Below are 18,952 nucleotides of genomic sequence, written 5' to 3'. Positions count from 1 at the left end.
TCAGGCTCCCGGCTTCAGCTTGGCCAGCACCTGCTCACCGAACAGCCGGATCGTTTCCAGGTTGTCGGCTTCGCTCGCACCGACGACTTCGAGCAGCGGCAGGTTGAGGCCTGCGTCCACCAGTTCCTGGGTGATTTCCAGGCACTCTTCCGGCGTGCCGGAGATGCAGGTGAAGGCGCGCTGCATGGCGTCTGTCACCAGGTGGGTGACGCGGTCTTCGGTGCCGTCGGCGATGGCCTTGCGGAAGGGCGCCCAGGTGCTGTCCGGCAGGCCGGAGGTGCTGAGGATCACGTCGTTCTTGATGTTGCGCAGCTTGTTGATGATGTAGGTGCCGGTATAGCTGCGCGTCGCATCCTTGGCCTTCTTGCCGTCCCTGGAGCAGGCCGCGAGGATCACGCCGCCGACCGGGAAGTCGGCTGCCAGCTTGCGATTGGCAGCGGCTGCGCCGGCCTGGCAGTTCTTGCGTGCATAGCGTGTAAAGCCCGGTGAGGTGAGTCCCGGCAGCAGCAGGCCATCGGAGATCTCGCCGGCCAGCTTCTGCATCAGCGGTCCGGTTGCGCCGATATACACGGGGATCTCGGTGCGCAGGCCACGGCCCTTTCGGTCCACGGCCGGCATGTCGCACTTGAACAGATCGCCATCGTAGGCAAAGGCCTTGCCGCTGGTGATGCCGCGGATCATCTCGGTGCACTCGCGGTGGGTCCGGACCGGCGAGAACTTCTTCATGTCGAGGTCGAGGTATTCGGTGCCAACCTTGCCGGCGCCGAGGCCCATGATGAAGCGTCCGCCGGACAGATCGTCGATGCCCACGCACTCGGAGGCCTGTACGGTCGGGTGACGCATGTACGGCGAGGTGATGCCGAGGCCGATCGGGATCTTCTTCGTGGCCATGGTCGCTGCTGCCAGCGTCGCGAAGCAGCCGCGCGCTTCATGGCCATACTTGCGGAACCAGTGATAGGCCTCGGCGATCCAGAAACCGCCGTTGTAACCGGAGGCTTCGGTCTGGGCCGCGTACTTCTGGATCGACGACATCGGCTCGTAGGACTTGAAGATCACACCGACCTTCGGCTGTTTGTTGCTCATCGTTTTGCTCCTGGGGTTCTGCTTTGATCGGGGGTTTACAAATCCGCTTCGCCGCCCGTGTAGTACCTGACCGGCACACCGGACAGCGGCTCGCCGCCGTCCTTGCCGACCCTGAAAGTTTCCTGGAAATAGAGACAGGCGCTGCGGTCTTCGGTCATGACATGCGGGTGCATCGAGCACACCATGTTTTCCACCAGCGCAAACTCGGCGCCTTCGCCGATGCGCGGGTGCTCGATCATGGTCATGCCGATCGAGTGGCCGCAGACATGGCCGAGCCGCCAGCCCTTGCCTTCAAAGGGCTTGATGCACTTGCGGTGCACGTCTTCCGCGGAGGCGCCGACCTTCATGTGCGCTTTGGCCAGCTCGTGGAACTCGGCATAGGCATCCAGCAGCTGGCGCGTGATGTCGCTGATGCCCTTCGGCGCCAGCAGCCGGGAGAACTCGACCCAGTGGCCGCCCTGGCCGGAAACCTCGAGTCCGTACATCAGCGCATCGGTGTCAGCCACGCGGCGCCGGGGGTCGGCAAAGACCATCTGCGGCCGCAGGCTGCCGTTCGGCCCGATCAGCACCATGTCCATGGTGTTGCGCGCCGTGCCGCGGCTCACAAAGGTCTGTTCGGCCACACCCATCAGCTCGGCCTCGGTCTTTCCGGCCTTGTAGGCCTGGATGACGGCGAGCACGCCGGCCTTGTTGATCGCCATGGAGTCGCGCACCGAGGCGAGTTCTTCCTCGCTCTTCTGCGCCCGCGAATGGTCGAAGGCCACGTCGAAATCGACGAGTTCGAGGCGCGCCTCGAGCAGGGCGCGGTAGTCGCGCACCGACATGATGTACTCGAGACCGTAGATGCCGACGCGTTTCCAGCCCTGCTCGCGGCAATGTGCGGCCAGCCACTCACCGCAGTGGGCGGGCTTGGCGGCCTGCTTGACGAAGGACTGGCTGTGGTCGCCCACCCAGGTGGCCTCGCGCGGCGTGACGAAGATCGGATCGCCCTTCATCGGCACCACCACGTAGGCATAGCGGTGCAGGATGTGGAAGCCGCACATGTAGCGTACGGCGCCCTCGAAACCGGAGTATTCGCTGCCGCTGACGATCAGCGCATCGAGGCCGGCCGCGGCCATCGCCTTGCGCGTATTTGCATAGCGGCGGGCGATCTCGGCGGGGCTGGGCTGAAACGGGTTCTGTGTACTCATCGATGCGGCTCCTTGCCGTTCAGTCCTTGCGGGTCCAGGAATGCTCCATGCCCTCGATCAGCGCCCAGATGGCGCGGTTCAGAGGTGTCGGCACACCGGTCTGCTCGCCGAACTGCACGATGCCGCCGTTCAGTGCCGCGATTTCAGTGCGCCGGTGCGCGAGCGCGTCCTGCAGCATGCTGGCCTTGTGGAGGTAGGCGACTTCCCGGGCATGGTCGATGAGCTTCTCGGGGTCGCTGTCCGGCGTGATGCCGAGCGCTTTGGCGACGGCAACACCCTCGGCGGCCAGGCCGGAGATGAGTTCGCGGACGCGCTTCTGGTCACAGGCCACGCCGTGCGGCAGTCCGGTGAGCGCGCCGATGGGGTTGGTCGCGGCATTGAAGATCAGCTTGGTCCACTGCGCGCCGCGCGCGTCTTCCATGGCCAGGGTCTCCATCCCGGATTCGGTGAGGCGTGCGGCGAGTATGTTGACCTCGGCCATGCTGGCCGGCTTCGGCTCGAAGGGCCCGATCCAGGTCTTGCCGCCGGTGTCCTGCTGCACGTGGCCCGGCTCGATGATGCGGCCGGCCGGGAAGGTGGTGCCGCGCATCACCCGCGGCGCGTATTCGGCAATGATCTCCTCGTTGCCGACGCCGTTCTGCACCGAGCAGACGGCGCCATTGCGAAAGATCGCGGCGGTGGCTTCCATGGCCGGGCGGGTATGCAGCGACTTGGTCGCCACGATGCCGAAATCACAGGGCGGAATGGCGGCAGGATCGCTGCTTGCCTTCGGTCGCGAGTGGAGGGTGCTCTTGCCCGACAGCCGCAGGCCACCCTTGTTGATGGCGTCCACGTGCGCCTTGTCGAGGTCATAGGCCCAGACCTCGACATCGGCCAGTGTGGCGAGATGCGCTGCGAACAGGCTGCCGATGGCGCCGCAGCCGACGATACAGACTTTCATGCCGGACTCCCGTGTGCAATTTCAGTTGCCGGCTTCCGCTGCCAGCTCGATTCCCGTGCCTTGACCAGGCGGTACAGTGTCTCGTGTATCGGCGCCGGGATCCCCAGTCGCTGCGCTTCACGCACCACTGCGCCGGTCAGCCAGTCCACCTCGGTAGCCCGCCTGGCGCGGATGTCTTCGAGCATGGAGAAGACGTGGGCGTACTCATCGTCGCCGGTCTGGCCATGGCTCACGGCCTCGACGTTCATGGCCCAGGGGTCACGGTACAGCTCGATGCCGAGCGCACTGGCAACCTGCCGGCCTTCGGCCATCATGGCGTAGACCAGATGGCCGAGATCGGTGAGGCTCTCCCGCTTCGCAAAAGCCTGCACATGCGGCAGGTCGGTGAGTGCGCCGATGCTGTTCACGCAGGAGTTGAACAGCAGCTTTGACCACTGCGCCGGAAGCAGGTCCGGAAAGGCCTTGGCCTTGAGACCCGAGCGCTCGATCAGCGCGGCGATCTGCTGCACGTCCGCATAGCTGGCTTTGCCGTCGGCCCACGGACCCATCCAGGTCGCGGTGTCGAGCTCGTACTCCACCTCGGTGTCCGAATGCCGGACGCCGCTCATGAACGTCACCGCCGAAACGATCGGCCAGCCGCCGTGGCGGGCCACCACCGCCTCGCAGCCGAGACCGTTCTGAACGGTCATCACCGTGGCGGATGGAAAATGGCCGGCGATCCGCTTCGCGCTGGCCTCCACCGCCGTTGCCTTGGTGGCGATGATGAGCAGATCCACATCGCCGAGCGCAGCCGGATCCGTCGCCGCCCGGATGTTTGCGTGCAGCGCAGACTTGCCGCGCACCTTCAGGCCGTGTGCATTCAGCAGCGCAGCGTGTTCCTCGCGTCGCGTCAGTACCTTCATCTGCGCGACGGTCCCCAGGTGACCGGCAAACAGGCTGCCGATGGCGCCGGCGCCGACTACACAGACCGACTGGATTTCCTGCATGTTCAACGTCCAGATTGGGCCGGAACGCAGCCAGAAACAGCACGGACTGGGGGGCCACGGTTCAAGGAATGTAGCCCAACGTGCCGTGGCTGGCTCGGCGCTTCGAGCAGCTGGCTTGGCAGAAGCGGCGCGCCCGGATGCATTGCGGAAACGGGCCTCTGTGCTGCGGCTCAGGGATAGTCGGTCGGGAAGCTGGTGCTATGATCGGGCCATGCATGACGCTCCGGCCGCTGGCCGGATTGGCCCACCGTCGGTTGATATACGAGGGTTAGCAATGGCCGCTACTCCAGAAGCAGTACACAACTCCATCAAGCCCGGTCGCTGGGTACGCTCGACCTGCAAGATGTGCCTGCACTCCTGCACCAATCTCATCCATGTCACCGACGACGGTGTCATCAACAAGGTTGAAGGCGATCCCACCAATCCATCCAACCGCGGCAAGCTCTGTCCCAAGGGCAACTCGGCGATCATGCGGCACTATGATCCCAACCGCTTCACGCAGCCGCTGAAACGCACCAATCCGGAGAAGGGTCCGAACATCGACCCGAAGTGGGTACCGATCAGCTGGGACGAAGCGCTCACCCTGGTGGCCGACAAGCTCAAGGACTGCCTGCAGACCGATCCGCGCCGCATCATCCCGTCGCTGGAAGATTTCCAGAAGATGAACATCTGGGTCTGGCCGCTGTCCTTCGGCAATTTCAACTTCTTCCAGTCCGGCGGCACGATGTGCGGCGGCGCCTATCACCCGATCAACGGCTATGTGCATTCAGCCTTCGCGGCAGCCAACGATGCAAAGTACTGCAACTACTGGCTGAACGACGGTACCGGCGACGGCTTCTCCTCGCATCTGCATGCGGCGGCGCAGTCAGCCTGGGTGGCCGATGCGCGCGTGAAGCGCGGCATGCGCTGTGTGACCGTCGAGCCACGTTTTTCAATCTCGGCGGCCAAGTCGGAAGAGTGGGTGCCGATCCGTCCGGCCACCGACCGGCAGTTTGCCCTGAGCATGTGCCATGCGATGGTCAACGAGGGCTGGTGCGACTACAAGTCGCTGCGCAAGGACACGAACGCACCCTATCTGGTCGGCGATGACGGTTACTTCATCCGCAATGCCGAAGGCAAGATCTACGTCTGGGACAGCGTCGACAATCGCGCCAAGCTCTGGGACGACCCGACCATCGGCGAGTTCGCCCTGGAGGGTGCATTCACGGTCGAGGGCAAGCCCTGCAAGCCGGCCTTCCAGCGCTTCAAGGACATCCTTGCCGACTGCTCGCCGGAAGCGATGGAGAAGGTCACGACCATCCCGCCCGCTACCGTGCGGCGGATTGCGAAGGAGATGTATGACGCCGCCGGCATCGCCGCCGACACCAAGATCGAGATCGACGGCCGCGTGATGCCGCTGCGTCCTGCCGCCTACAACTACTACCGTGGCGCGCAGGGCCACAAGCTCGGCTTCCAGACCAACCATTCCTTCAAGATGGTGAATTTCCTGCTCGGCTGCATCGACACCCCGGGCGGACATATCGGTGTGACGCTCGACGACCAGTGGGTCGATCACAGTCATATCGAGCCTGGCGAGAACGGCATGATCAAGCCCAATCCGCATCAGCTCGGGCCGGTGCCGCCGTTTGCCTATCCGCCGCAGACCTTCCACTTGATGGATTACTTTCCGGTCGGCGTGCATCCGCCACACCTGAACCTGGAAGTGTTCCTCAACCCGGAGAAGTATGGTCTCGAGTTCCGTCCCGACACCATGATCGTCTGCCACTCGAATCCGATCTGGGCCATGCAGGGTCCGCGCGAGAAGTGGTTTGAATTCATGAAGAGCATGAAGTTCATCGCGGTGTCGGACATCATTCCCACCGAGACGACCCAGTGGGCCGATGTCATCCTGCCGTCCAATGACGTGTTCGAATCATGGAACATGACCATGATCGAGCCACCGCATACCGAAGGCATGTGCATGCGGCAGCCGGCGGTGGAGCCGCTCTACGACACGAAGACCGAGGAGGAGATCTTCACCGAGCTTGCCGAGCGGATCGGTGTGCTCGACAGCTACAACGAAGTGCTGAACTTTGCGCTGGGCTTCGTGCAGAAGCCCGAGCTGAAGCTCGAGCCGGGCATCAAGTACACCGACAAGGAGATCGCCCGCCGCAAGGGTCTGCTCTGGAACGGCAAGGATCTGGACTGGTACGTCGAGCATGGTCATGCGGTGACCGAGCGGCGTCTCGACAAGTGGTACCGGCCGTGGGAAGGCATGCGCCTGCACTTCTACATCGAGGACATGGTGAAGGTGCGCGACGACCTCAGGGCGAAGATGGATGCCGCCAAGGTGCCATTCCGTGACGAATGGGCATGGGAGGATTATCAGCCGCTGCCGACGCCCCGGCTCGACCCGGTGCACAACGAGCCAGCGGAGTACGACCTCTATGGCATGTTCTTCAAGGATATCCAGATCAACTTTGGCGAGAGCCTGAGTAATCCGTGGATCCAGGACATCGTCTATCGCGACCCGGTGCACATTGCGCTGATGCTGAATCCGAAGACAGCGGAAAAGCAGGGCCTGAAGGCGCTGGACATCGTCAAGGTCGAGTCGCCTTACGGCAAGATCTTCGGCCGTATCGGCATCTCCGAAGGCTGGCATCTCGATGCCCTCGGCGTGTCCAATGCACTGTCGCGGGCCAAGACCCAGTCGAAGGGGATCAAGCACGCCGGCGGCCACTTCAACGATTTGCTGCCCTATGACCTCAAGAACACCGATGGTGTGACCGGCCAGCCGGAAACGGTGTGCAAGGTCAAGATAACCAAACTGCCGGACTGGCCGGAGCACCTGAAGAAGGGCGGCTCGGTCTATGACCTGGTGGATGAGATTGCGCTGCCAGGCAAGGGGAGGAAACACTGATGGCACGCTATGGCATGGTGTTCGACCTCAAGCGCTGCATTGGCTGCAACGCCTGCGTGATCGGTTGCAAGCAGGAAAATTCCCTGCCCGACGGCGTGTTTTTCACGCGCACCCTCAGCGAGGAATACGGCGTATATCCGGCCGTCAACCGCGTGTATATCCCGACGCTCTGCAATCACTGCGAGGATGCACCCTGCGAGAAGGTTTGCCCCAGCGGTGCAACCTACACGCGGCCGGACGGCATCGTCATGGTCGATCCGCAGAAGTGCATCGGCTGCGGTTCATGTGCCGTTGCCTGTCCCTACGACCAGCGCAGCGAGATGAAAGCCGAGGCCTTCAAGGACGGCTTGTTCGGTACGGGTGAGCTCACCGACTTCGAGAAGCAGGGCTACCCGCGCTACACACCGGGCATGGTCACCAAGTGTGATTTCTGCAGCGGGCGCGTCGATGCCGGCCTCGATCCGGCCTGCGTCGTGACCTGTCCAACCGACGCGCGCATCTTCGGCGATCTCGACGACCCGAACAGCAAGCCGAGCAAACTGATCCGCGAACGCGGCGGCAAGTCGCCGCTGCCCGAGAAAAATACCAGGCCCAAGGTGTATTACATCGATTGAGGACGGGAGCAGAGGGGAAACAACATGGCTGTAAATGATCTGCCCATCGTCGGTGACAGTTTCAAGCTCGGTTACCGCCTGCAGCGCTACTGGGATACCCCTATGGCCAGTGCGTTCTTCTTTGGCGAGCTCGGTGCCGGGCTGTTTTTTGTCTCACTGTTGCTGGAATCGGCCCAGGGGATGATGGCGGGCCTGCTGATTACGGGGCTGCTCAAGACTTACTTTCATCTCTCGCATATGGGTGTCCCGGCAAAATCCTGGCGGGCCATCCTGCGTCCGGACCGGTCGTGGATCAGCCGCGGCCTGATCGGCATCGTCTGCTTCATCGGTTTCGGCGCGCTGCATCTGCTTGATGTCATGGGATATATCCCCGCCTTCGGCGGTCTGCTCAAGCTGCTGGCGGGTGCCGCGGCGCTGGTGGTGATGACCTATCAGGGCTTTGCGATGTCGCATTCCACGGCGATCTCACTGTGGAACAGCGGCCTCATACCGGTGTCGAGCCTTACCTATTCCGCCACGGCCGGCGTGATGCTGCTGCTCGCTTCCGTGCCTGAGTCCGCGCAGTTTCTGACCCCGGTGGCCCTGATCCTGCACCTGGTTGTCGCTGCAGTGCTGCTGAGCCTGCTGCATGCCGCACGACATGGTTCGCCGGGTGCGCGCAAGTCGGCGGAGCTGCTCACCCGTACGCTCTATGCAAAGTGGTTCTTTTTGCTTGTCTGTGGCGCGGGCGTGCTGCTTCCGGTCCTGCTGCTCTGGTTCGCCGGCAATGTACCGCTGGTGGCCATGATCGCGGCGGCGGGTACGCTGACCGGCTACTACACGTTCCGCCTGCTGATATTCAAGGCCGGGGTATTCGAGCCGATCATGAGCTTCCGTCCCTGAGCTGATTCCGGCGACCTTATGACGCAAAAGCCCGCTCCGCCCGTCCAGCACGGCGTCCGGCTGGTGCCCGCGTATTTCCTGCCAGGCGCAGGCCAGCCACCGGTGCGCGAGGACTGCCAGGTCGTCGAAGAGGCCATGCTGACGATCGACGTCGAGGGTGTGGGCTGGTTCACCCTGATGTGGACGCCGACCGCCTCGCTGCACGAGGTCCTCGGGTTCAGCCGCGATCATGGCGTGCTGGCCGCGACGGATGATCCTGAAGTCCTGTCCCTGACCGCCGGCTTTCTGTTTACCGAAGGCCTGATCCGCAGCCTCGGCGATCTGCGCCGGATGGAAGTCTGCAGCAGTGATTCCGGCATCGTCCGCGTGCAGCTCGTCGATCCCGACAGCGTCGATCCGCGACGCCGGAACGTCACCATCGGGAGTTCCTGCGGTGTGTGTGGCGGCCGCGAAGCCGTCGACAATCTGGTTGCCGGACTGGTGGCCGTACCGGATACGGCGCGGCTGCGCAGCGCGCAGTTCGACGAGCTGATGTCGGCAATGCGCAAGTTGCAGACGGTCTTCACGCAGACCGGTGGCGCGCATGCCGCGGCCGTCTTTGACCGCAACGCGCAGATCATCGCCGTTGCAGAAGATCTCGGGCGCCACAATGCACTCGACAAGGTGATCGGCAAGTGCCTGCTGAAGGGCGCGGATCTGTCCGGCTGTGGCGTGCTGCTGTCCAGCCGTCTCAGTCTCGAGATGATCACCAAGGCCATCCGGGCCGGCTTCGAGTTCATCGCCGCGGTTTCCGCACCGACCTCACTCGCCATCGAGATTGCCGAACGCTTCGGCGTGACGCTGGCCGGCTTTGTGCGCGGCGGGCGGGTGACGATCTACTCGCAGCCGCAGCGCATCAGCGAACTGAGAAAAGAAGGCGCTGGCCTTTCCGGCTGAAGGGTGGCGTCGCCTACCGGGTCGCGACGCCGGAGATGACCGGCACGATCACCGGCGGCATCTTTCTTGACCTGAAGCGCTCAATTTCCACGCTTGAGAAACCGGCGGCTTCCAGCAGCGCGGCGGTTTCGCGATTGGTGTGACAACCTTCGAAGAGCCAGCGCCAGGGACGCATCAACAGATCCTGTACCCGTCTCAGTCCGCTGCCCCGTGGTGCTGCAACGTGTTCCAGGAAGAAGAACTTGCCCCCCGGCTTCAGCACCCGCCGTACTTCGCGGAGGATCTGGCCGGGGTCGTCAACAGTACACAGCACCAGGGTGCAGACCACGGCATCGACTGACTGTGCGGGCAGATCGAGTTGTTCCGCGCTGACGGGGCGGAGTTCGCAGTCGAGACCGTATTTGCCGGCTGCCTGACGCAGGCGCTCATGCATCCATGGGTTGGGCTCATAGACGATCAGCCGCACGCCGGGCGGGTAGTAGCGGAAGTTCACGCCGTTGCCGGCACCGATTTCGACCACCGTACCGTTCAGCGCGCCAATGTGCTGCTGCTTCCGTTCACCCATTTCCTCGTGAAAATCGTCTTCATACTTTGCCAGCAGCCAGGAGTTGAATCGGCCGCGGACGGGATTGGCGTGAACATGCTTGTCAGTCATCGCTTCTGCTCCAAACAAAAAAAGGCCCGTGACCGGATGATCACGGGCCCTTGCCGTTGCGAAGTCTAACGTCCCGTCGAGCGCATCTTCTGCACGGTGAAGAGCGACGCCGGGTTTTCCTGCGGATTCACGTATGACTTGAACTGCAGGGTGGTGCAGTGCATGGCCTGCTCGTCGAAGAACAGCGCGCAGTCGTCGACGGCGACGCCAACACCCTTGTTCTTGGCCAGGTGGAAGTCGGAGTGGGACTTGCAGATCGGGAAGTACTTCCACGGCTGACCCTTGCGGTCGTACTGCGTCACGATCGGCAGTGTCGCGCTCTCCGAATCCATGTAGATCACGCGCTTGCTGAGCGGATGGTTCGGGTCCTTCGGGTTGCCCTCGATGATGTAGGACTTGCGCAGCTGCCAGGTCACCTGCGGGAAGCAGTTGCCCTGCCCGCCGAACTTGACGAAGCGGAAGCCGTCGGCATCGCCCTTCGGCTCGGTGTCCAGCTCCGGCAGCTCGTTATGCTTCTCGAAAGGCATCAGCACGTTCTGCGTACCCTTGTAGGTCCACTTGTAGTCGTCGAGACGGCCGTTGTAGCCCTCGAAGTCCTCGATCATCGCGTCGGTGCCGAGGAAGGCATCGGTGATCTGACCGACGGCCAGACGCCGCACCCGGCGCTGGAAGCCCAGATACAGCCAGCCGTCGTCGCGCTGCAGGTCGTTTTCATAGCGCCAGATCAGCAGCTGGGTATTGGCCAGGTCGAAAGGCTCAAGCACGTTGGCGGAAATCGAGCGGAAAATCTGTCCGGGATTCGGCGTGATATCCGGTTTCGGCTCGAAGATCGTGCGGTGTTTCCAGTTCAGGAAGTGCCACTCGAAGCGCAGCTGGCGCTCGCTCTGCCCGGTCTTGGCGTTGCGGAAGGTCCACCAGAAGGGATGAATGGTCTCGCTGTCACCGGCGTTGATGGAACGCTGGAAATTCCACATCAGCTTGAGGCCTGCCTGCGGATCCTTGGCATCGGGCTCCTGCGGGAAAGGCCGGCCGGCATCGAAGTTCACGAGCATCCCTTCGGGCGACAGCTTGACCTTGTCGGCGCCCTTGCGGGTTGCCTCGATGTAGTTCGGGTTCTGCGGCAGGGAGAAGGTGGGCGTCGTCGGGATCTCGAACCAGCCCTTCTTCACGTAGCGGAAGGTGAAGGGATCAAGAATGCCTTCAAGCGCATCCACGTTCTTGGCCGTGATGCGCATCCCGGGTTGATAGCCTGCCGCAGTGGGAGCGGTTTTCTCGTAGGGTGCAAACGCGTTCTTGATGACCGCGTCAGACACTTCTGCATGCGCTGCGATGCCCGTCAGGCCGGCCACAGCGGCGCCAATTATTACTAGCCTTTTCATTGTCACGAACCTCGCAATCAGAACTGGTAGCGTAAGGTGAACTGGATTTCGTCTTCGTTTATCGCGGTGCCGATCGGACCGGAGCGGAAGCGTCCCAGCGGTTCAAAGCCGGAGACGCCGAGGCTGCTGTACGCAGTCAGGCAGGGACTCGGGTCTGGCGACAGGGCGATGGGCGGCGCGCAGGTGGCCGGCGGGAACGGATTGGCAGAGCGGTTGTCATCTGCAGCGATGGCTCCGTTGTCATCCGCCCACTTGAGGTTCAGGGCGAGCTTGAACACCCAGCTGTTGTTGGGCTTGTATTCGAGCGAGGGGCTGATGACACCGGCTTTGGCCTCCGTATCGTAGGCAGTGATGATCTGCGGTGTCAGTCGGTCGTTGAAGTAGTTGCCCTGGATCAGCAGGGTCAGCAGGACGTTGTCCTCCCAGTCCTGGAAGCCGATCTTTCCCTGGGTGGGTATTCCGGCGGAGTTCACGTTGTAGGACTTGTAGTCCAGCAGTCTCTGGTAGAACACCTGTCCGGAAATCAGGAAGGCCCGGTCTTTGTTGAGGAAGGGGATGAAGGTTGGCCGGTCGAAGCCGATGACGCCACGAAAGACATCCGAATCGGAATAGAGATCGGGCTTGCTGGTGTCGGCATATTCTTCGCCGGTGGTGTACGAGGTCTCGACCCGGAACGAGGTCCGGGCTTTTTCCCAGTACCAGTCCGCCGAGCCGCCAATCATGAACAGGCGCGGGAATTCCACGTCGAAAGCGATGTCGTAGGGGTGCACGGTCTCCACAAGAGAAGTCGTGAACGGATCGACGGTTGGAATTCCACCGCGCAGCGAGGGGAACTGCGAGTAGAAGTACATCGCGTTCAGCGAGAAGCCGACGCCCTTGTAGACGCCCTCGATCCGTCCGCCAAACTCGCTGTGGTCGGGTTTCTTGACGTCGCGGATGCCGATGGCATGGCTGGGGAAATCGACGGTGACTCCCGTGGCCGGGAAATTACCCACGGTGCATCCGTTTTCCCAGCAGTTCGCCAGGGCGCGGAACAGGTTGCCGGCGCCGAGGATCGCATAGGGTTCGCCACCCTGGCCCAGGTCGTGCGGGCGGAAGGGCTCGAGCTTGTAGATCAGCTGGAAATTGAGGTCGTCGAATGTCTTGGTGGCACCGAGCCGGTACTCGACGTTCGCCATCCATTGCGGAATGCGTGAGTCTTCGAATTCCGCGTAGAGGTTCTCGCGGGAGAAATCCATCGGGTTGACGATGTCCAGCACGCGGAACAGGTCGGTTCGTCCCCACACGACCTGTTGCCGGCCGAGACGGATGGCAATTTCGTTGTCGCCACTGCCGACCGGGATGCTTCCCGCCACCCAGAGTTCGCGGATGAAGTCGAGATCGTCGTTCAGCTCCTTGTAGCGCAGTTCGTTGCGGTCCTTGTCCATGTAGCCCTTGAGAGGGCCACAGCCGCGGCTGTCCGTATCGCAGGGCCGTACCGGTGTGGCCAGCATCACGCCGCCATCCTGATAGGCGTAAATGTCACCTGCTGCAAAACGCAGCCCGTCGTTTGGATTGCTCGGTGAGTTGATCGTGCCGCCGGTACCAGGCAGCGGAATGGCGCCATCGGCGCCGGTGCCATCCGGCCCGAAGGTGCCGGCGTAGGCGAGGGTTGTCGGCGGGGTGAAGGGCGCGCTGCCGCCGTTGATGTAGGTGAAAAAGTCCGGATTCCCCGGCGCAGAGTAGGTCAGCGGGCCGCCGGCCGCCCTGCCATATTCGTCATCGTTGATGTCGTAGACGGCATCGTAGCTGAGCCGGAAAGTCGCACCCATCGACAGGTCGGAGAAGATGCCGCGTGGCTGGGCCTGCTTGAAGAGTTCAAGCTGTCCCTGTACCCGCTGCTTGGTCAGTCCGACGTCGTCGCGCACGTTCGTCATGTTGTCGACGAAGCCGCGGACTTCGAGTGAGCCGTCCTCCGAATGCCATACCGCGTATGCCGGGGTGCTCAGGCCGATGCCGACCGCCATACCTAGCAAGATGCTGCAACGACTGGCGGCACGCGGAATGCGAATGAGTCTCATGGTTATTTCCCCCCTGGAAATTCACGGAAGTCCGAAGAACCCTGCAACAGATACCTGAGGCTGGCGGGCGTATCGCGGATGTTCCCCACTTGTCGCCAGCAGCCCAAGTATCTCTTCTGCCACGCTCCCGTATGCTCGTCAATGGCTCACCGGTTGCGGTGTCCGGTTCGCATAAAGGGATGCCGAAAATGAATGATCCGGGTGCTGCCAATCGAGCAGAATCATTCCAGTATGCGTTGCGCTATGCGTCGGTAATCAGTTTGGTAACCGGAACCGTATTAAGGGGGGCGCTTGAAATATTCGGTCGTTCGACTGGCTGCATTCGTGGTGACGGCAGCCAGTGTACTGGTGGCCTGCGAGTCGCCGCTTAATCTCGAGGGTGTGCAGGCGTCGCAGGCTGCACCGATTCGTCGTGGTGATCTCTTCCAGCAGGCAGCATCCAGCGACAAGGCCCTGGTGGTGGTCGGCAATCACGGCCTGGTGCTGCGCTCCGTGGATGCCGGCACGACGTGGAACCGGCAGGAAATACCTGGCTGGCCATCGTTGATCGGTATCGCGGACTGTCCGAACGGACAATTCGCGGCACTCGCAACTGAAGGCGAGGTGCTCGTTTCCGCCGATGACGGGCAGACCTGGGCATCAAACCCGATTCAGACCGAGGAGTCACCGCAGGGCATCACCTGCGATCCGCGGAACCGCCTGTGGGTGGTCGGCAGCTTCACCACCATCATCGTCAGCGACGATGCGGGAAAAAACTGGGAAGACCATTCCATCGGTGATGACACGATCCTGACAACGATCCAGTTCATCGATGCGGAGCACGCCCTGATCTTCGGCGAGTTCGGCTTCAACGTGCACAGCGAGGACGGTGGCGAAACCTGGACTGCGGGCGAACCGCTGCCGGGCGAGTTCTATCCGCAGGATGCGTATTTCCGCGATCTGGATACGGGCTGGGTTGCCGGCCTCGCAGGCCAGATCCTGCATACCGCCGATGGCGGCAAGAGCTGGGCGCTGCAGAATACGCAGACGCTGGTGCCGATCTACAGCCTGGCCGGCATCGGTGCCGACATCTATGCGGCCGGGGGTGAAGGGACCTTGCTGAAGCTCGATGGCGACAGCTGGCAGCGCGTGGACTATGGCGAGCCGGTGCGGCTGTTCCTGCGCGTGATTCATGCGGCTGGCAATGACCGGCTGCTCATCGGCGGAGCCGCCGGTGCGCTGTATGCAGTGCCGAGGAGCTGAGATGAGCGAACCCCAGGGCTTTTTCCCGCGCTTCGGCAATGCGCTGTTCGATCACCGCAAGCTGGTGCTGCTGATCGTCATGCTGATCACGGCATGGTTTGCCTGGCATATCCCGACTGTGCGCATGCTGTCGGATTTTGCCGACCTGCTGCCGCAACAGCATCCCTACATCAAGCTCCACAACTCTATCCGCGATACCTTCGGCGGCGCCAACATCATCACGATGGCGGTGGAAGTGGATGAAGGAACGGTATTCACCAACGAGACGCTGTCGCGCATTCATCGCATCACGGAGGGCATGGACAAGCTCACCAGCATCAATCACAACCTGGTGACCAGTCTCACCCACCGCAATACACGCAAGATCTCGCTGACACCGGATGGCAACATCCGTTCGAAGACCTACTACGATCCGCAATATGGCGATTACTCGCCGGACGAGCTGGCCGGCATGCAACGCGATGTGGTGGCCAGCCCGCGCGTATTCGGCCTGCTCGTCTCACCCGATCTCAAGGCCGCGATCATCAAGGGCACCCTCAACGAGGGCGCGCTCGACTACGGCAAGATCTTCGAAGAGCTGCAGGCGATCCGTCTCAAGGAAGCGGCGCCCGGCGTGCGCATTTACGCCACCGGCAATCCGGTGCTGGTGGGCTGGGTTGACTCCTACAGCGTGCAGATCCTGCAGATCTTTCTCTATACCGTGGTCATCGTGCTGGCGATCCTGATCGTCTACACACGGCGGCTCTACGGCATCCTGCTGCCACTGTTCGGCATGGCGCTGACCAGCATCTGGGGCGTCGGCTTCATGGGCGTGCTCGGCTACAACCTCGACCCGCTGATGCTGGTGGTGCCGTTCCTGATCTCGGCGCGCGCCCTGTCACATGGCATACAGAAAGTGGAGCGCTACTTTCTCGAGCTGGCGCGTACTGATGACAGGCAGCTGGCCGCCCGCAATACCTTCAATGCGCTGTTCCGTCCGGGCGCACTGGCCATCGTGGCCGATGCCGCCGCACTTTTCCTGATCGGTCTCGGTTCGGTGCCGATCAACGACAAGATGGCGATCTACGCCTCGTTCTGGGCGGTGAGCATGGTCGTGACGGTGCTCGTGACCCTGCCGATGCTGCTGGCGATCCTGCCCAAGCCGAAAAACATCAGCATCAAACGCACCATCATTCGCGACGTATTCCCCAAGCTGGCGCTCGTCGTCGGCACGCGCGAGCGCGCGAAGGCCGTGCTGTGGGTGACCCTGTGCATCGTGCTGGTTGCGACCGCGCTGAGTTTCAGGGTGCAGATCGGCGAGCCGGAGCCGGGTTCACCGCTGCTTTATCGCGATCACGATTTCAACGTGTCATCGAAGGCGATCAATGACCGGTTTCCGGGTTCGGAAGAGCTGTTCATCATCGCGCGTACCGACGAGAAGGGTGGTCTCAAGCGCCCGGAAGTGATCAAGGCGCTGGCGGATTTCCAGAACTACATGCTGCTCGACCCCACCATGGGTGGCGCGAAGGGGCTGAACAACCTGGTGATCCAGGTAAACCAGATGACGCGCAACGATGATCCGCGCTGGGCCGTGGTGCCGAACCGCGCCAGTGATGTCGGCGGCCTGATGTTCATGTACATGATGTCGGCGCCGGTTCCGGGCGCACTGCTCGAGTATCTGGATACCGACGAGCAGCTCGCGAACATGGTCTTCTACTACAAGGACCATACCGGCGAGACCATCCGTCGTGCGATCCACATGGTCAAGCAATGGCGAGACGAGGTCGGCAACAAGATCCCCGGCCTGCATATCGATCTGGCCGGTGGCCCGGTCGGCGTGACAGCGGCGATCAACGAGGAAGCCTTCGATACCAACCTGGTTGTCGTGCCGGCGGTGCTGGTGCTGATCCTGATGTTTACCTTCTGGTTTTACGGATCGATACATTCAGGCGTGATGATGCTGGTCTCGATGGGCTTTGCCACGACCCTGACCTATGCCTGCATGGGTCTGCTCGACATGGGCCTGAACGTGAACACCGTGCCGATGATCGCGGTGGGTATCGGTCTGGGCGTGGACTATGCCATCTACATGATGGACCGCATCAAGGAAGAGATGCATGGTGCGACCGACCTGCAGGAAGCGGTAAAACGCGCAGTGAGCACGACCGGTGTCGCGATCGCCTTTACGGCAACCACCCTGATTGGCGGCATCATCATGTGGGTGTTCATTTCCGAGCTGCGCTTCCAGGCAGACTCGGCACGCCTGCTGATCATCATGCTGGTCCTGAACGCCTGTTCCGCGATGTTCCTGGTGCCCGCATGGGTCGAGATCTTCAAGCCGAAGTTCATCATGGGGACTGCAAACGAACGCGGGGCCAACGGCAGCCATCCGTAGGAGCGGCTTCAGCCGCGATGCTTCCGGCCATCAATCGCGGCTGAAGCCGCTCCTACAGCAGGTATTCCAGGTCGAGAAAAGCCCTGTAGTCATCGTCGCCGGACTGATCGCGGAAGGTTGAATGGCTGGCGCTGCCACCCGCACCGATCTTCCAGCGGCCGAAGATGCGTTGATATTTCCCGGACAGCATCAGCAGGTCCTCGGCAATTTCCGTGACCGTGTTGCCGTCGGGTTCACCCGGATATGCGTCGCTGTTGTCGCGGTTCAGGTGGGCATAGCGCAGCGACCATTGCCAGCTGGCGTCGTTGCGCATCTGCGCAATCATGCCAAAGACCACCGTGGCGGCATCGTTATCGTAGAGATTGCCGATATTGCGACCCTGGTAACGCATTCCGGTGCGATAGATATGGTGTTCGTAATAGCAATCGGCAATGCCCAGCTGTTCGCCATTGCCGCAGTAATTCAGGCTGTCGGTGTACTCGAGGAACATCAGGAGAGGTGTGTCCATGATGGTGACGGTGGTGTCCACGCCGACCTGCGGACGTGCCTTGGTCCAGAACTTGGTGCTGCTTTGACTGCCGTCTTCGGCAAATGACTGGTAGTAGATGCCGAAGTTGTGTCCTGCGACGGGTACGGACAGTCGCAGGTCGTAACCGGCCTGCTGGTTCCCGGGTTCGTTGTTGTCCGTGCAGTCGAGGCCGCTGTTGCCGCAGTTGTCGCGCCCGGTCAGAACATTCCAGAAGGTGTCAAAACCATGCGGCCGGCCATCACCGGCCCATTGCGCCAGGCGCGTGACGCCGACTTCCAGGCGGGGATGCGGCTTGAAGTTCAGGCGGAAGCCCCACAGGAGTGCGTTCGGGACAGCACGATCAGTACTCATGTGCCCCATGAACGTGGTGACCGTCCAGGGGATCTGGTAATCGTCGGTGAACGGCAGCCTGAACGGGCTCGCGTCCTTGCGCGTGAGTGCAAGCGCCAGCATCGGTCGTGCGTTGCTGGTCAGGCTCAGGTTGGTGTCCCAGCCTGGCGCCCACCAGCGGTCCTGCAGTCCGGCCGATACCACCCAGTTGCCCAGCGTCCCGGCCAGGTAGCTTTCATCCAGCCGGTATTCATCATTGTCCTCCGGGTCAGCCGTCCAGCCCGGCTTGAGCTTGAGCGCCCACCGGTCGCCCATCGTGCTGTAGCTCAGGGCCACCGTGTTCTTGTCGCGGTATTCGTCACCGAAACCGGCAAAGCGGTTGTCGTCGTTCGCGACCGTGACGCTGGCCGAGCTGATGGATCGTTTCGAGAAATCGAGATGCCGCATGATGTCCTGCCAGGCATTGAGTCCTGCCGCGTCCAGCTGGCTGACATCGGCCGCATGCAGATCCGGTTCGATGGCCGCCCACATCAGCGGCCAGGTGGTGACTGGCGCCTTGATCACGCCGCGGTCGGCGAGGTACTGGATTTCAGTGCGGAGCGCGATGTCCGAGGTGTCGATCCACGGTTCGGCGCTGGCGGTTGCGGTGATGCCGGACAGGATGAGGAATATCAGCCAGCGCTTGTCAGCGGAATCGCCCATGCATGCAACCTTGAGCAGGGAAAAAAACCCGACGAACCATGAGCCACAGGGGAATTTGCGGCTCAACACGGAACCTCGTCGCAAGATTGCTTTAATGGTTGCGCGGCCCGGTAGATAATGCAAGCCTGATCGCATGGCGCCTGAAACTGGT

General features: G+C 62.2%; 14 protein-coding genes. 6 read left to right on the top strand and 8 right to left on the bottom strand.

The genetic code is table 11. The annotated features are described in order from the left end of the window. From H6979_09600 to H6979_09585, 4 genes are read right to left on the bottom strand one after another with little or no spacing between them, the layout of a single operon-like run. Positions 1 to 1,083, bottom strand: coding sequence for an LLM class flavin-dependent oxidoreductase (locus H6979_09600; GenBank protein MCP5140098.1), 1,083 nt, complete (start codon positions 1,081 to 1,083; stop codon positions 1 to 3). A 35-nt stretch (positions 1,084 to 1,118) separates the two neighbouring features. Further along, complete coding sequence (locus H6979_09595; protein MCP5140097.1) at positions 1,119 to 2,273, bottom strand: aminopeptidase P family protein; 1,155 nt, start codon at positions 2,271 to 2,273, stop codon at positions 1,119 to 1,121. Between the two features lie 19 nt (positions 2,274 to 2,292). Continuing rightward, positions 2,293 to 3,213 carry a 2-dehydropantoate 2-reductase gene (locus H6979_09590; GenBank protein MCP5140096.1) on the bottom strand — a complete coding sequence of 307 codons (921 nt, stop codon included), beginning with the start codon at positions 3,211 to 3,213 and terminating at the stop codon, positions 2,293 to 2,295. Then, positions 3,210 to 4,199 carry a 2-dehydropantoate 2-reductase gene (locus tag H6979_09585; protein MCP5140095.1) on the bottom strand — a complete coding sequence of 330 codons (990 nt, stop codon included), beginning with the start codon at positions 4,197 to 4,199 and terminating at the stop codon, positions 3,210 to 3,212. The genes H6979_09590 and H6979_09585 overlap by 4 nt, the downstream gene beginning before the upstream one ends. A gap of 274 nt (positions 4,200 to 4,473) precedes the next feature. Between H6979_09585 and H6979_09580 the strand changes: the two genes are divergently transcribed. The 4 genes from H6979_09580 to fdhD are packed head-to-tail and all read left to right on the top strand — an operon-like array spanning position 4,474 to position 9,530. Further along, positions 4,474 to 7,098, top strand: coding sequence for a molybdopterin-dependent oxidoreductase (locus H6979_09580; GenBank protein MCP5140094.1), 2,625 nt, complete (start codon positions 4,474 to 4,476; stop codon positions 7,096 to 7,098). Next, positions 7,098 to 7,712: a 4Fe-4S dicluster domain-containing protein gene (locus tag H6979_09575; GenBank protein ID MCP5140093.1), complete on the top strand. Its 615-nt coding sequence runs from the start codon at positions 7,098 to 7,100 to the stop codon at positions 7,710 to 7,712. The genes H6979_09580 and H6979_09575 overlap by 1 nt, the downstream gene beginning before the upstream one ends. Positions 7,713 to 7,736: 24 nt before the next feature. After that, complete coding sequence (nrfD, locus tag H6979_09570) at positions 7,737 to 8,594, top strand: polysulfide reductase NrfD (GenBank protein MCP5140092.1); 858 nt, start codon at positions 7,737 to 7,739, stop codon at positions 8,592 to 8,594. Between the two features lie 18 nt (positions 8,595 to 8,612). Continuing rightward, a complete protein-coding gene (fdhD, locus tag H6979_09565; protein ID MCP5140091.1) occupies positions 8,613 to 9,530 on the top strand; it encodes a formate dehydrogenase accessory sulfurtransferase FdhD in 918 nt (305 codons plus the stop codon). A 13-nt stretch (positions 9,531 to 9,543) separates the two neighbouring features. Here fdhD and H6979_09560 read toward each other — a convergent pair whose 3' ends face one another. The 3 genes from H6979_09560 to H6979_09550 all read right to left on the bottom strand — a co-directional run bounded on the left by H6979_09560 (position 9,544) and on the right by H6979_09550 (position 13,624). Further along, positions 9,544 to 10,185, bottom strand: a complete 642-nt coding sequence (locus H6979_09560) for a class I SAM-dependent methyltransferase (protein ID MCP5140090.1) — start codon at positions 10,183 to 10,185, stop codon at positions 9,544 to 9,546. Positions 10,186 to 10,250: 65 nt separating this feature from the next. After that, complete coding sequence (locus tag H6979_09555) at positions 10,251 to 11,564, bottom strand: DUF1329 domain-containing protein (GenBank protein MCP5140089.1); 1,314 nt, start codon at positions 11,562 to 11,564, stop codon at positions 10,251 to 10,253. Between the two features lie 17 nt (positions 11,565 to 11,581). Further along, complete coding sequence (locus H6979_09550; GenBank protein ID MCP5140088.1) at positions 11,582 to 13,624, bottom strand: DUF1302 domain-containing protein; 2,043 nt, start codon at positions 13,622 to 13,624, stop codon at positions 11,582 to 11,584. Positions 13,625 to 13,915: 291 nt separating this feature from the next. Here H6979_09550 and H6979_09545 point away from each other — a divergent pair, with 291 nt between their 5' ends. Next, a complete protein-coding gene (locus tag H6979_09545) occupies positions 13,916 to 14,866 on the top strand; it encodes a glycosyl hydrolase (GenBank protein MCP5140087.1) in 951 nt (316 codons plus the stop codon). A gap of 1 nt (position 14,867) precedes the next feature. Continuing rightward, positions 14,868 to 17,240 carry an MMPL family transporter gene (locus H6979_09540; protein ID MCP5140086.1) on the top strand — a complete coding sequence of 791 codons (2,373 nt, stop codon included), beginning with the start codon at positions 14,868 to 14,870 and terminating at the stop codon, positions 17,238 to 17,240. A gap of 52 nt (positions 17,241 to 17,292) precedes the next feature. On the opposite strand, the gene H6979_09535 is transcribed toward H6979_09540, so the two are convergent. Beyond that, a complete protein-coding gene (locus tag H6979_09535) occupies positions 17,293 to 18,867 on the bottom strand; it encodes a capsule assembly Wzi family protein (GenBank protein MCP5140085.1) in 1,575 nt (524 codons plus the stop codon). Positions 18,868 to 18,952 lie beyond the last annotated feature (85 nt).

This window comes from Chromatiales bacterium (assembly GCA_024234935.1).
GTDB lineage: Bacteria > Pseudomonadota > Gammaproteobacteria > Steroidobacterales.
Note: the sequence above shows the minus strand (reverse complement) of the source record. Positions and strands in the feature narration are given on the sequence as shown.

Bases quoted from the DNA above. Each gene is read 5' to 3' on its own strand.
- H6979_09580 (MCP5140094.1), top strand. From the start codon at position 4,474: ATGGCCGCTACTCCAGAAGCAGTACACAACTCCATCAAGCCCGGTCGC.
- H6979_09550 (MCP5140088.1), bottom strand. From the start codon at position 13,624: ATGAGACTCATTCGCATTCCGCGTGCCGCCAGTCGTTGCAGCATCTTG.
- H6979_09540 (MCP5140086.1), top strand. From the start codon at position 14,868: ATGAGCGAACCCCAGGGCTTTTTCCCGCGCTTCGGCAATGCGCTGTTC.
- H6979_09585 (MCP5140095.1), bottom strand. From the start codon at position 4,199: ATGCAGGAAATCCAGTCGGTCTGTGTAGTCGGCGCCGGCGCCATCGGC.
- nrfD (MCP5140092.1), top strand. From the start codon at position 7,737: ATGGCTGTAAATGATCTGCCCATCGTCGGTGACAGTTTCAAGCTCGGT.
- H6979_09575 (MCP5140093.1), top strand. From the start codon at position 7,098: ATGGCACGCTATGGCATGGTGTTCGACCTCAAGCGCTGCATTGGCTGC.
- fdhD (MCP5140091.1), top strand. From the start codon at position 8,613: ATGACGCAAAAGCCCGCTCCGCCCGTCCAGCACGGCGTCCGGCTGGTG.
- H6979_09590 (MCP5140096.1), bottom strand. From the start codon at position 3,213: ATGAAAGTCTGTATCGTCGGCTGCGGCGCCATCGGCAGCCTGTTCGCA.
- H6979_09600 (MCP5140098.1), bottom strand. From the start codon at position 1,083: ATGAGCAACAAACAGCCGAAGGTCGGTGTGATCTTCAAGTCCTACGAG.
- H6979_09595 (MCP5140097.1), bottom strand. From the start codon at position 2,273: ATGAGTACACAGAACCCGTTTCAGCCCAGCCCCGCCGAGATCGCCCGC.
- H6979_09555 (MCP5140089.1), bottom strand. From the start codon at position 11,564: ATGAAAAGGCTAGTAATAATTGGCGCCGCTGTGGCCGGCCTGACGGGC.
- H6979_09560 (MCP5140090.1), bottom strand. From the start codon at position 10,185: ATGACTGACAAGCATGTTCACGCCAATCCCGTCCGCGGCCGATTCAAC.